General features: G+C 71.0%; 12 protein-coding genes. 5 read left to right on the forward strand and 7 right to left on the reverse strand.

Annotated elements, in window-relative coordinates:
* Positions 1–5: 5 nt before the first annotated feature.
* On the forward strand, positions 6–1,043 hold the full coding sequence (locus ACQP2O_RS32505; protein WP_433171733.1) for a radical SAM protein: 1,038 nt from the start codon (positions 6–8) through the stop codon (positions 1,041–1,043).
* A 4-nt stretch (positions 1,044–1,047) separates the two neighbouring features.
* Here the strand turns inward: ACQP2O_RS32505 and ACQP2O_RS32510 are convergent, their stop codons facing one another.
* On the reverse strand, positions 1,048–2,178 hold the full coding sequence (locus tag ACQP2O_RS32510; RefSeq protein ID WP_433171735.1) for a sensor histidine kinase: 1,131 nt from the start codon (positions 2,176–2,178) through the stop codon (positions 1,048–1,050).
* Complete coding sequence (locus ACQP2O_RS32515; RefSeq protein ID WP_433171736.1) at positions 2,175–2,900, reverse strand: response regulator; 726 nt, start codon at positions 2,898–2,900, stop codon at positions 2,175–2,177. Before ACQP2O_RS32515 ends, ACQP2O_RS32510 begins: the two co-directional genes overlap by 4 nt.
* A 368-nt stretch (positions 2,901–3,268) precedes the next feature.
* On the opposite strand from ACQP2O_RS32515, the gene ACQP2O_RS32520 reads away from it, so the two are divergent.
* From ACQP2O_RS32520 to ACQP2O_RS32530, 3 genes are all read left to right on the forward strand, one after another.
* Complete coding sequence (locus ACQP2O_RS32520; RefSeq protein WP_433171738.1) at positions 3,269–3,736, forward strand: hypothetical protein; 468 nt, start codon at positions 3,269–3,271, stop codon at positions 3,734–3,736.
* A gap of 183 nt (positions 3,737–3,919) precedes the next feature.
* Positions 3,920–4,609, forward strand: a complete 690-nt coding sequence (locus ACQP2O_RS32525) for an LppX_LprAFG lipoprotein (protein WP_433171740.1) — start codon at positions 3,920–3,922, stop codon at positions 4,607–4,609.
* A 5-nt stretch (positions 4,610–4,614) separates the two neighbouring features.
* The gene (locus tag ACQP2O_RS32530; RefSeq protein ID WP_433171742.1) at positions 4,615–6,171 is read left to right on the forward strand and encodes an MFS transporter; all 1,557 of its coding nucleotides are present in this window, start codon (positions 4,615–4,617) and stop codon (positions 6,169–6,171) included.
* Positions 6,172–6,181: 10 nt separating this feature from the next.
* Here ACQP2O_RS32530 and ACQP2O_RS32535 read toward each other — a convergent pair whose 3' ends face one another.
* Positions 6,182–7,417: a phospholipase D-like domain-containing protein gene (locus ACQP2O_RS32535; protein WP_433171744.1), complete on the reverse strand. Its 1,236-nt coding sequence runs from the start codon at positions 7,415–7,417 to the stop codon at positions 6,182–6,184.
* A gap of 170 nt (positions 7,418–7,587) precedes the next feature.
* Positions 7,588–8,652: a serine hydrolase domain-containing protein gene (locus ACQP2O_RS32540; protein WP_433171746.1), complete on the reverse strand. Its 1,065-nt coding sequence runs from the start codon at positions 8,650–8,652 to the stop codon at positions 7,588–7,590.
* Positions 8,653–8,785: 133 nt separating this feature from the next.
* Here ACQP2O_RS32540 and ACQP2O_RS32545 point away from each other — a divergent pair, with 133 nt between their 5' ends.
* Positions 8,786–9,367, forward strand: a complete 582-nt coding sequence (locus ACQP2O_RS32545) for a dihydrofolate reductase family protein (RefSeq protein WP_433171748.1) — start codon at positions 8,786–8,788, stop codon at positions 9,365–9,367.
* Positions 9,368–9,581: 214 nt separating this feature from the next.
* Here the strand turns inward: ACQP2O_RS32545 and ACQP2O_RS32550 are convergent, their stop codons facing one another.
* Genes ACQP2O_RS32550 through ACQP2O_RS32560 form a run of 3 tightly spaced genes read right to left on the reverse strand, consistent with a single transcriptional unit; the run spans position 9,582 to position 12,521 of the window.
* A complete protein-coding gene (locus ACQP2O_RS32550) occupies positions 9,582–10,352 on the reverse strand; it encodes an ABC transporter ATP-binding protein (RefSeq protein ID WP_433171750.1) in 771 nt (256 codons plus the stop codon).
* Positions 10,352–11,404, reverse strand: coding sequence for a FecCD family ABC transporter permease (locus tag ACQP2O_RS32555; protein ID WP_433171752.1), 1,053 nt, complete (start codon positions 11,402–11,404; stop codon positions 10,352–10,354). Before ACQP2O_RS32555 ends, ACQP2O_RS32550 begins: the two co-directional genes overlap by 1 nt.
* Positions 11,397–12,521, reverse strand: coding sequence for an ABC transporter substrate-binding protein (locus tag ACQP2O_RS32560; protein ID WP_433171754.1), 1,125 nt, complete (start codon positions 12,519–12,521; stop codon positions 11,397–11,399). The genes ACQP2O_RS32555 and ACQP2O_RS32560 overlap by 8 nt, the downstream gene beginning before the upstream one ends.
* Positions 12,522–12,601: the final 80 nt, after the last annotated feature.

Raw genomic sequence — 12,601 nt, forward strand, 5'->3', positions numbered from 1 at the left:
ACGCGATGAACGACCTCGTCGGGGGCCGGAAGACGCTGTCGATCATGCCGACGTTCACCTGCACGGCGGCGTGCACGGACTGCGGCACACTGAGCAGTCCCAAGGCGCGCGGACGGCTTCCGATCGAGGTCATCACGTCCGCGATCGCCCAGGCGCACCGGCTGGGGTTCGCGAACGTCGTGTTCACCGGCGGTGAGGCCACCCTGCGCTGGCGCGATCTGCTCGCCGGCCTGTCGTACGCGCGTGAGCTGGGCCTGCCGACGAGGCTGGTGACCAACGCCCACTGGGCCGCGACGCCGGAACGGGCGCGCGACCGGCTCCGGCAGCTGATCGACGCGGGTCTCGACGAGATCAACTACAGCACTGGTGACGAGCACATCCGCTTCGTCCCGGTCGAGAGGGTGGTCCACGCGTCGGTCGCCGCGGTCCACGCCGGCCTCCCGGTCGTGGTCATGATCGAACTGCGGCGCCGACGCGCGGTCACCGCCGACACCATCCGCACGCATCCGCTGGTCCGGGCGCTGGGGGAAGACGCCGCTCTGGTCAGGACGAACGAGAGCGCCTGGATGCCACTGGACCCCGAGCGGACCGGCGACTACGCGGACGGATCGACCGTCGACGCGGCGACGCTGCACTCACGGCGCGGCTGTGACCACGTCCTTCAGACCTACACGATCCAGGCCGACGGACGGGTCGGCGCCTGCTGCGGGCTCGGCCTGCGGACGGTCGCCGAGCTGAATCCGGTCGTCGCCGAGGGCGATGACTTTCTCGAACGGGCGATCGCCGAGTCGGAGGAGGACTTCCTCAAATTGTGGCTGCACTACTTCGGGCCCGAGCGCATTCTCGCGTGGGCCGCGGAGAAGGACCCGGAGATCGACTGGGAAGGCCGCTACGCTCACCCCTGCCAGGCCTGCGGGCGCCTCTATAAGGACGACCGGGTAAGGGCGGTTATCCGCGAACATTATCCGGAAATGGTGTCGATAGTCCTGCAGAGCGCATGGCTCGACGACCACTACACGCCCAGGGAGCTCTCGACTCCCTAAGGCGTCAGCCGCCGTACGGCGCGGTGGACAGCGGAATCCGGACCTCGAAACGGCAGCCGCTATGGGTGTTGCGGACCTCCACCGCGCCCGAGTGCGCCTCGACGATGCCGCGGACGATCGCCAGGCCCAGGCCCGCGCCGGAGTCCGGCTCCGGCGTACGCGCGGCGGTCCCGCGCCACGCGACGTCGAAGACCCGGCCCAGGTCGTCCGGCGGGATGCCGCCGCACGCGTCGGACACCGCCAGCACCGCATGGCGATCGAGCCGACCCGCCTCGACGAGCACCGATCCGGTGGACGGCGTGTGCCGGATCGCGTTGACCACGAGGTTGGTCAGGGCCCGGTTGAGCTCCCGGACGTCGGCTCGTACGACGACCGGCTCGCTGATCTCGGCGCCGAGCAGGACGCCCTGCGCGCGGGCCAGCGGATTGGTCCCGGCCACCGCCTGATCGACCAGGTCGGCGAGAGTGACCCACTCCAGGGACAGGGCGAGCGCCCCGGCGTGGATGCGCGACAGCATGAACAGGTCGTCGACCATTCCGGACAGGCGATCGACGGCGAGGCGCATCTGCGTGTGATAGCGGGCCGGCTCCGGGGCGACGCCGTCCTCCAGGGCCTCCACCATCGCCCGCAGCCCGGCCAGCGGCGTCCGCAGGTCGTGCGAGACCCAGGCGACGAGCTCCCGGCGGGACCGTTCGAGGCTGCGCTCGCGCTCCCGGGCCCGGGCCAGCCGCTGGCTGGTGAGGCTGAGCTCCCTGCTCAGTTCGCCCATCTCCGCCGTCGAGAGGCTCCCGTCGGCGCCCGGTGCGGCTCCGTGCCCCAAGGCCCGCACCGCGCGGCGCAGCGTACGGCTGTCGGCGACCATGGCGCGCGCCAGCAGCAGGGCCATGGCCGAGGTGACGACCCCGGCGGCGATGCAGACGGTCAGCACGACGCCGAAGTCCTCCGGGGAGATGAACATCTCCTCGGCCGCGACGACCGTGCCCGTGATCATCGCCAGCACGCTGGCGACCACCAGGACGAACAGCGCGAGCCGCAGGGACCGGCCGCGTACCGCCCGCATGACCACCATGCCGACGAGCCCGACCGCGGCGGCCGAGCCGCCGCCGAGCAGAATGACGCGCAGGCCGTCGCTCATGGGTTGGCCTCGACGTCGGGGAGGTCGAAGCGGTAGCCGACGCCCCAGACCGTGGCGATGAGGCGGGGGTGGTGCGGGTCGTCCTCGATCTTCTCGCGGAGCCGCCGTACGTGGACGGTGACGGTCGACTCGTCGCCGAACTCCCAGCCCCAGACGTGCTGCAGCAGTTCGGTCCGGGTGAAGACCTGCCCGGGGTGGTCGGCGAAGAAGCCGAGCAGATCGAACTCCCGGCTCGTCAGTGTCAGCGTTTCTCCGGCCTTGACGGCGCGGCGGCCGGCGGCGTCGAGCGTGAGGTCGCCGATGGTCCGGATCTCGGGGACGGGGGGCGTCTCCTGCTCCTCGGGCGGGGCGGGATACGCGCGGCGGAGCACGGACCGCGCCCGCAGGACGAGTTCCCGAGGGCTGAACGGCTTGGTCACATAGTCGTCCGCCCCGAGTTCGAGCCCGCGCACCCGGTCGCCCTCGGTGCCGCGCGCGGTCAGCATGATGACCGGGACCGGCCCGAGTTCGCGGATGCGGCGGTAGACCTCGAAGCCGTCGAGACCGGGCAGCATGAGGTCGAGGACGACGAGGTCCGGGAGGTGCGCCTCGGCCGACGCGACCGCCGACGGCCCGTCGGCGGCGCGGCGGACTCGAAGACCTGCGCGGGTCAGGTACGCGGTGACCACTTCGGCCACCATGGGATCGTCGTCGACGACCAGAACCTCGGCGTGGTTCTCCACGGTCGGGAGTGTAAGGACGAACTGCCCGAATGGCGGGCGATTCGCCCGACTCGGTCCAAGATCCCCATCGCCGCCGCACGCGCCGGGGCGTTACGAAGCCGCGCTCGGCCACGCGGGCTCCTCGGCTCGAAACGACCCAGGAGCATACACGTTTACATTGGCGCATTCTAGAGTCCCGGGACCTATCTCTATGACCACAGAATGGACCTTGAGTCCCTTTAGAGTCACCGGGTCATTAAGTTAATATCCGCCCAGATTCGGATCCCGAGAGAAAGGGCCGAGAGATAAGAGTATAGCGATCAGACCATCGGCGAGTGCCGCTTCAGCGGCATCGGCGAGGTCCATTTCACGCCCGAGGAGGATGCACCATGGCACGTATTCCTGGAATCGGTTCGCAGGCCGCTCGCATCACGGCCATCTGCACGATCGCAGGCGCGGTCACCTTGATCGGCGCCGGCTCGGCCAGCGCGGCGAGCAACCGTGTGCCGAATGGGAAGAAGCTCACGGCCGGACACTGCATCGTCGATGCCGCCAGTACGTCAAGACCGGCCAAGTTCTGCGTCGGGACGCACTACGACATCAACCTGTACTACAAGAAGAAGATCTGCTGGTCATGGCAGGCCAAGGGGCACCTCACCGGCCGGTCCGCGTTCGTCCGCGTCGCGAAGAACGGCGACGTGCAGTTCTATCAGTATTCCGGTGGGCGGCTCCTGTGGCACTCCAAGACCACGAAGTACCGAGGTGCGGCCCTCGTCGTCGGCTCGCACTTCTACGGGCAGGCGATCCTCGCCGTGGACACCGGACATGCATTCTTCACGTTCAAGAGCTGCCACTGACGCAGGGCCCCTGAAGCCGTACTCGTGCCGGCCGGGGGCGCCGGCACCCGCCGAGATCCGCTGCCAGGCCGTGGGCGTACGGCGCTCGTGGCCGGTGGTGAAGAGGCCGCTCTCCACGGCAGAGCCGACCAACACGGTCGGAATGCGGCCGACCCTGATTGACGCGGCGCTATGTTTCCTTTCATGTCATCTCTCCAAGCGAAGGCCGCCTGCCTCGTCGTGCTCGCGTCCGCCGTGGCCACCGGCTGCAGCGGAGGCGGGTCCGAGAAGAACCCGCCCGGCGGGACACTGACCCAGCAGGCGGCCACCGCGACGCGGGCCGTGACCAGCCTCGCGTTCTCCCTGCGCACCTCCAACGCTCCGCAGCTCAAGGTCGACAGCGCGGACGCGAAGCTGCTGCGCAACGGCAACGCCCAGGGCTCGGTCAAGACGATCCAGCTGGGCCTGCCGATCCAGCTGGACTTCGTGGTCCTCGGCAAGACGGTCCACCTGCGGGGCCTGACCGGAGGATGGCAGCAGCAGCCGCTGTCCCGGGTGGCGGGGATCTACGACCCCTCGGCCGTGCTCGACCCGAACCGCGGGCTCGTGCAGCTGCTGACCACCGCGAAGAACCCGACCACGAAGGGCCGGGAGAAGGTCGCCGGGCAGGACTGCTACCAGGTCGACGCGACGCTCGCCCAGGCGCCGCTGTCCCGGCTGGTCCCGGGGATCTCGGCCGACACGCCCGCGGAGCTGTTCATCTCCAAGTCCGACCACCACGTGCTGAAGGCCGACGTGAAGGTGCCGCCCAAGAACGGCGGTAAGTCCGGCACGGCGACGGTCACCTTCACGGACTTCAACAAACCGTTCTCGATCACCGCGCCGGCCCAGTGACCGCCGTGGACTCGGGTGGCTCCCGCCGGCTCGCCCTCGGCGTCGGCGGCGTCGTCGTTCTGCTCGCCGCCATCGACGCGTACGTCGTGGTCACCGTCCTGGTGACGATGGTCGGCGATCTCGGCGTGCCGGTGAACCACATCGAGCACGCCAGCCTGGTCATCACCGCGTTCCTGCTCGGCTACGTCGCGGGCATGCCGCTGCTGGGGATGCTCTCGGACCGGTTCGGCCGCCGGATCATGGTGGAGGCCTGCCTGGCGGGGTTCGCGGTGGGGTCGGCCGTGACGGCGCTCGCCGGCTCGCTGTCCGTGCTGATCGCCGGGCGCGGCCTGCAGGGGCTCGCCGGAGGAGCCCTGCTGCCGATCACGATGGCGCTGGCGGGCGACCTGTGGGACGAACGCCGCCGCCCGGCCATCCTCGGCGGCGTCGGCGCGCTGCAGGAGCTGGGCAGCGTGCTCGGCCCGCTGTACGGGGCGGGCGTGGCCGCCCTGATCGGCTGGCGCGGCATCTTCTGGGTCAACATCCCGATCACGCTGCTGGCGATGGCGGCGGTGTGGTGGGCCGTGCCGCGCGGGCGCCCGTCCACCACGACGCGCGTCGACGTCGTCGGCGGGCTGCTGCTCGCCGCCGGGCTGGGCCTGCTGGTCGCCGGCCTGTACAACCCGGACCCGCAGCGGTCCGCCCTGCCCTCCTGGGGCGTGCCGTGTGTCGCCGCGGGCGGCGTGGTGATCGCCGTGTTCGCGGCCTGGGAGACGCGCGCCCGGACCCGGCTGCTCGATCTGCGCGGCGCGCGGCGCGGCGGCCTGTTCGCCGTCCTGGGCGTGAGCCTGCTCTCCGGGGCGGCCCTGATGATCACGCTGGTCGACGTGCAGCTGATCGCGCAGACGCTCTTCGGCCGGAACTCCACCGGCGGCGCCGTCCTCCTCGCCCGCTTCCTCGTCCCCCTGGCGGTGTTCGCCCTGGCCGGAGGATTCCTGGCCCGGCGGGTCGCCGAACGCTGGATCGTCGCCGGCGGGATGCTCGTGGCCGCCGGCGGTTACGCCCGCATCGCCGCCTGGCCGCTCCGGGCCGAAGCCGCCCACTACGACCTGGGGCTGTTCGCCGTCTCGCGGGTGGACGCGGACCTGGCCGTCGCCGGCCTGGGGCTGGGCCTGGTGATCGCGCCGCTGTCGTCGGTCGCGCTCCGCTCCGTCCCCGCCGTACGGCACGGCGTCGTGTCGGCCGCCGTGGTGGTCGCCCGGATGATGGGCATGCTGCTCGGCGTCGCGGGCCTGAGCGCGTGGGGCTTCTACCGCTTCCACGCGCTGACCGCGCACCTCGTCACGCCGTTGCCGCTCGGCGTGTCGGCCACCGAGTTCGCCCGCCGCATGGCCGCCTATCTGGCCGCCGTGAAGGCCGCCCTGCACACCGAGTACGCCGACGTCTTCTGGGCGACGGCCGTGGTGTGCGTGGTCGCGGCCCTCCTCGGCCTCGCCGTCGGCGGCCCGGCTCCGGCGACCACGAGCGAGGAGCCCGCCGAGGACCGGCCCGTCCCGGCCGCCGCCGAACCACCCACTACCTGACCCGGTCGGGTCACTCGACCGAGCCGGTCAGGCGGCCGTCGTCCTGCTCCAGGACCGCCTCCGGCACCGAGGCCAGGCCGGTGCCCTTCACCTGGTGGGCGTGGCCGAACAGCGTGTCGAAGTTGGCGGCGTACTGGTCCTCCAGAGCCCCGTCCGCGATGGTGATCATCGCTTCGTCGTGCCCGTGGAAGCCGACCGCCGTGTAATTGTTGCTGCCGGTGAAGACGACCTTCTGCTTCTTGCCCTGGTATCCGCCGTCGATCAGCAGGTACTTCGAGTGCGCGTAGACGCGGGCGTTCTCCGACAGGTAGCGGATCTCCGGGCCGCCGTTCCGGCCGTTCGGTTTCGTCATGCGGCGCGCCGCCCGCCGGCCGATCCGGTCGAACACCACCTGCACGCGGCAGCCCTCGTCGTCGAGCTTCCACAGCCGCTGGGCGATCGGCGCCCACGTGAAGTGGCCCAGGCTGAGCCGGAGACGTGTGCCGCCCGCGCACGACACCTTGTCGAGGGCGTCGCTGATCGGGTCGCCCTTCGCCCAGGGGAAGAAGTCGATCCGGTACGGCCCCGACTGGACGGTGCGGTGGTAGTCGGCGGTGGCGTGCTGGGCGGCGAGGTCGTTGAAATAGCGCAGGTAGCCGGCGCGGACCCCCGTGTCCTCGATGATCAGGGCGTCGTTCCACTGGGTGTCACGAGCACCGTCGGTCGCGTTGGCCGAGGTCTGCACGACCACGTCCCGCGTTCCGAGCGTCGAGGAGAACAGGAAGAACTTGTTGTGGTTGAAACTCGGCCCGATGCAACCGCGGTCCCGACGGCACACGACGACCCACGACCGCTTGTGGGTGTTGTGCCCCAGGCGGCGCAGCGTGCGGTACGCGGTGTACGCCGTGGACTCGTGGTCCAGCACCACCTGGACGTGGACGCCTCGGCGGTTCGCGGCCACCAGCTGCGCGGCCGTGTCCAGGCTGGCGAAGTGGTACATCGCGATGGTGATCGTCTGCCCGGAGGGCGTCCCGGCGATCAGGCGGCCGATCTGGTCGGCGATCGCGTCCCGCTTCGCGGAGCCGCCCTTCGGGGAGTTGAAGATCGGTCCGGTACGGATGGAGTGCGCTGCGTCGTTCCGGGGGTCTCCGGCCATCGGCCGGGCGACGGCCGCCGTGACCGTCGCGACGGCGACGCCTTCCGGGATGACGGTTCCGACGGCCACCACACAGGCGACGACAGCCGCCTCCATCACCGAGATCGCCACAGTTTCTCCTGCACACGGGGGATCTTGAGCGAAAAAATGCCGCAAATTCACTCAAGTGCCGCAGATCGTACAAGAGGTCACCGCAGGTCATCGAGGGCTCAAACCAGACAGAAAGGTAAAAACTTCCGGCCAGCCCTCTGGTGGAGGCGGATGCTCACGCACCCGCCGTGTCAGGCAGTGATCGCGTCATAGGCGGCCAGCACGATGCCGAGCCCCCGGGTGTAGCCGTCGGCCCACAGGATCTGGTTCATCACGTACGACACCGTCATCCGGTGGTCGAAGTCGACGAGCGCCACCGAGCCACCCCACCCGCCCCAGGAGCACGTGTGGTTCTCCAGCCGGTAGCCCATGCCCCAGCGGATCGGCATGCCCAGGATGCGGTCCTCACCGCGGTACTGCTCCTCGAAGACACGCTCACACCCGGCCTCCGACAGGAGGCGTACGCCGCGCGCGACACCCCCGCACGCCAGCACCGACTGCACGGCTCCGACCGAGCGAGCGTTGCCGATCCCACCGATGGCGGGCAGCTCAGCGCGCCGCCAGGCAGGCGTGTTGGCGTCGGACACCCCGACCAGGAATCCTTCCGGCCTGTCCCCCTCGGGCGCGGGGATCAGCGGAGCGACCCGATCGTCGTGCTCGGCCGGCAGCGCGATGTGGAAGTCGGCGCCCAGCGGTCCGGCCACCTCCTCGGCGAAGAACGCGCCGAGGCTGCGTCCGGTGACGCGACGGACGACCTCACCGACCAGGAAGCCGAAGGTGATCGAGTGATAGCCGGCCTCGGTGCCCGGCTCCCACTGCGGGGCCTGCTCGGCCAGCCGCGCCGTGACGGTCGTCCAGTCGTACAGGTCCGCCGCCGTGATCGGCTCATCCCAGGTCGGCAGGCCCGCGGTATGACCGAGCAGGTGCCGTACCCGCACGTCCTGCTTGCCCGCCGCCGCGAACTCGGGCCAGTAACGGGCGACCGGCGCGTCCAGGTCGAGCTCGCCGCGGTCGGCCAGGATCAGTGCGCACAGCGCCGTCATCGTCTTGGTGGTGGACCAGACGTTGGTGATGGTGTCGCGCTCCCACGGCACGGTACGGGCCGCGTCGACGTACCCGCCCCAGATGTCGACGACCGGCTCGCCGTCGACGTAGACCGCCGCCGAGGCGCCCACGTCATCGGCGTCCAGCGAGGCCGCCAACGCCTCGGCGACCTTGCCGAACCGACCGTCGCATACGCCGCGAATCTCCGCCATGAGGCGCAACGTAACCCAGACCAGAACGACCGAGCCAACCATTTTTCCCGGGGGTGTCAAGAACGTGCGGGTGGCTCCGACTCTCCGGTGACGGCGCCCGTTGGAGGCGCTGTGGTCAGCGGAGGAGCGCGCCATGCGGAAGATCATTTACTGGGTTCACGCGTCGATCGACGGCCACATCGCGGGGCCCAACGGGGAGTTCGACTGGCCGGCCGTCGGGCCGGAGCTGTTCGGGTACTCCGAGGCGATGAACGAGCAGGTCGACACCCTCTTGTACGGGCGCGTGGTGTGGGAGATGATGGCCGGCCACTGGCCGACGGCCGACGCCGATCCGGCCACGACCGACGACCACGCCAAGGCGTTCGCGCCGTACTGGCGGCGGACCCCGAAGATCGTGGTCTCCCGGACGCTGGAGGACGCCGGCTGGGGCGCCCGCGTCATCGGGAAGAACCTCGCCGAGGAGGTCGCGGAGCTGAAGCGGCGGCCGGGCAAGGACATCCTGCTCACCGGCGGCGCGGAGCTCGCGGCCGCGCTGACCGAACTCGGCCTGCTCGACGACTACCGCATCGTGGTCCACCCCGTCGTCCTCGGCGGCGGACAGCGGCTGTTCCTCGAGCCGAAGGACCGCATCGGCATGACCCTCGTCGACTCGCGCACGTTCGACGCCCAGACCGTCCTCCTGCGATACGAACGCCGCAGCGACGCTCCCCGCTGAACCGCATCGCCCACGGCGGGCGTGAAGGTAAGCGGGATCTGGCCTTGCCCGCTGCGGCCGGAGGGCGCACGCTCGGTCCATGAGACGCGGATGTTCATGCGGGCACGGATCCAGCTGCTCCTGCGCCAAGGGGTGCTCCTGCGGCTGCAACGGCTGACCGGTCGCCCTGCCTACAGGGCCGTGGCCCCCTGACGCGGGGACCACGGCGACGGGGCTAACCGGGACGTGAGGCCACGGCGATGTGCGGGCGGCCGGTGATGGGGTGCGGGCCGATGTGGGCGCGGACGCCGAAGACCTGGGCGATCAGTTCCGGGGTGAGGACCTCCAGCGGCGGCCCGTGACCGACGATCCGGCCCTGCTCCAGCACGACGACGCGGTCGCCGTACGCGGCGGCGTGGTCCAGGTCGTGGAGTGCCGCGAGCAGGGTCAGGCCCAGGTCCCGGACGAGGTCCAGCAGGTCCAGCTGGGCGCGGACGTCCAGGTGGTTGGTGGGCTCGTCCAGGACCAGCAGCGGCGCCTGCTGCGCCAGGGCGCGGGCCAGTAGCACACGCTGGCGTTCGCCGCCGGACAGGGTCGAGAACGGCCGGCCCGCCTCGCCGACCATGCCGACCCGTTCGAGGGAGGTGCGGACGACGGCGCGGTCGGTGTCGTTCTCCCGGTCGAGGAGGCCCTTGTGCGGTCCCCGGCCCATCGTGACGACCTCGGCGACGGACAGTTCCGCGTCGACGTCGCCGTGCTGGGTCACGACCGCCCGGCGGCGGGCGGCCTGGCGGGCGCGCATCGCCCACAGGTCCGCCCCGTCCAGGGAGATGACTCCGGCCGTCGGCCGTAGCGCCCGGTAGACCGTCCGCAGCAACGTCGACTTCCCACTGCCGTTCGGGCCGACCAGGGCGACGAACTCACCCGGCTCGGCGGTCAGCTCGACGTCGGACAGGATGGGGCGGGCGTCGATCCGTGCCGACAGGCCCGCGATCCGCAGCCGCATCAGCCTCTCCCCCCGGCCCGGCGCCGCAGTAGCCACAGGAAGAACGGCACGCCCACGGCGGTAGTGAAGATCCCGATCGGGAGCTCCTCCGGCCGGTCCACCGTGCGCGACGCCAGGTCGACCACGACGAGGAACACCGCGCCCAGCAGCAACGCAACCGGCAGCACGCGCCGGTGGTCGCCGCCGACGATGAACCGCGCCATGTGCGGGACCATCAGCCCGACGAAGGCGATCCCGCCGGCCACGCTGACCACCGTGGCCGTCAGCAGCGATCCGACGACGAGCAGCGTGACGCGCAACGCCTGCACCGGGACGCCGAGCCCGGCTGCGGCGTCGTCGCCGGCGGACAGCGCGTTGAGGCTGCGCGTCTGCAGGAGCAGGTACGCGACGCACACCGCGATCACGGCGGCGGGCAGGCCGAGCGTGTGCCAGGTGCCGCCCGCCACGCTGCCCATCAGCCAGAACATCAGCCCCTGCAGCTGCGTCGGGTCGAGCTGGAGCTGGACGTAGCTCGTCACCGCCGAGCACAGGTAGCCGACGGCGACGCCCGCCAGCACCAGGCGTGAGTCCAGCAGGCGGCCGGCGCGCTGGGCCAGCACGTAGACCAGCAGCACGCTGACCAGGGCGGTGGCGAACGCCGCACCGGTGACCCCGACGCCGCCCAGCACCGTGGTCCCCAGCGCGGCGACCAGGACGGCACCGAGCGACGCGCCCGAGGAGACCCCCAGGACGTACGGGTCGGCGAGCGGATTGCGGACGAGCGCCTGGAAGGTGACGCCGGCCACGCTCAGACCGGCGCCGGCGACCGCCGCGAGCAGCACCCGCGGCGTGCGGATGTCCCAGACGACCTGGTCACGCAGGGGATCGATCCCTCCGGTCCGGCCCGTCAGGTGAGCTCCGATCACCCGCCACACCGCGCCGACCGGCAGCGTCACCGAGCCGATCGAGATCGCCACCATCGACGCCACGAGCAGGGCGAGGACGAGCCCGCCGATCAGCACGCCGATCGCGGGGCCGGAGACCGGATGGGCTCGGTCGAGACGGTCAGGCATCGGGGTGGATCACCTTCGCGAACTTCTCGACGGCCCAGGCGTTCATCGGCCCCAGGTAGGCGCCGTCCGAGACGACCGTGTACGAGCGGGTCTTCGACGCCTGCCACTGCGGATATGCGGCGAACAGGCGCTGGGCCTCTTCGGCGGGCTTCTCGGTCAAGGTGAAGGCTCCGACGACGAGGACGTCGACCTGCGCGGTGGCCAGTTGCTCCTTGTTGAGGGTGCGCGTCGTGTCCTCGGACCGTCCGGCGAAGGAGTTCACCCCGCCCGCGGCCTTGATGACGTCGTCGTAGATGCCACCGGTCATGATCGCGGGCAGGCCGTTGGCGTTCATCATCGACATCCCCGGATAGGCGATCAGCACCTTCCGCGGCGGCTTCCCGGCGACCTTCGCCCGGACGTCCCGCACACGGGCGCGAAGCGCGCCGACCGTCTGCGCGGCCTTGGCCTGCACGTCGAAGATCCGCCCGAGCAGCGTCATGAACCGGAACGACGACTCGATCGACGCGTGCCGCCACGCCTCCTTCTCCGCCGGAGACGCGTCCGGTTTGCCGTTCGCGCAGTTGACGGGGTTGACGAGCGAATTGATGCCCGCCGCCGCGAGCCGTTCGCGGGTCGCGAAGCCGTTGCGGGCGTCGAACCCGCCGGACCAGGTGGAGACCACCAGGTCCGGCCGTGCCGCCAGCACCTGCTCGGCGGGGACGTCGAAATTCTTGTTCATCGTCAGGCCCCGGGTGGGCAGCGCCTTGATGGCGGCGACCATGGACGGGTCGTCCGACACCCCGTAGTGCTGGACGTTCGCCAGGATGGGGCGGGTCAGGCCGAGCATGATGAAGCTCTCGACCTCCCCCACCGACGTGCCGTTGAGGATGAGCACCCGGCTCGGCGGCCGGGTGAACCTCACCTTCTGCCCGCAGTTGTCGACGGTCAGCGGATAGGAGGTCCGGCGGGGCGCGGCGTCGTCCGGCGCGGACGCGCCGGATCGTACGGGCTCGGTGCCGCAGCCGGTGGCGGTCAGGACGACGGCCGCGGTCAACGCGGCGAGCGTCTTCACGGCCCGCCCATGGCGGGTCGCCGACGGGCTCGACGCTCGTGCCAGAGCACGCGGAAAGGACATGTTGCTCCTCGGAAAGACATGCGGATGGAACACCCGTCCCGCGCCGGTAAGCGCCGCCCGGCGCGGCCGCCGGGTCGCCG

It is taken from the genome of Actinoallomurus sp. CA-150999 (assembly GCF_050942425.1).
Lineage (GTDB): Bacteria > Actinomycetota > Actinomycetes > Streptosporangiales > Streptosporangiaceae > Actinoallomurus.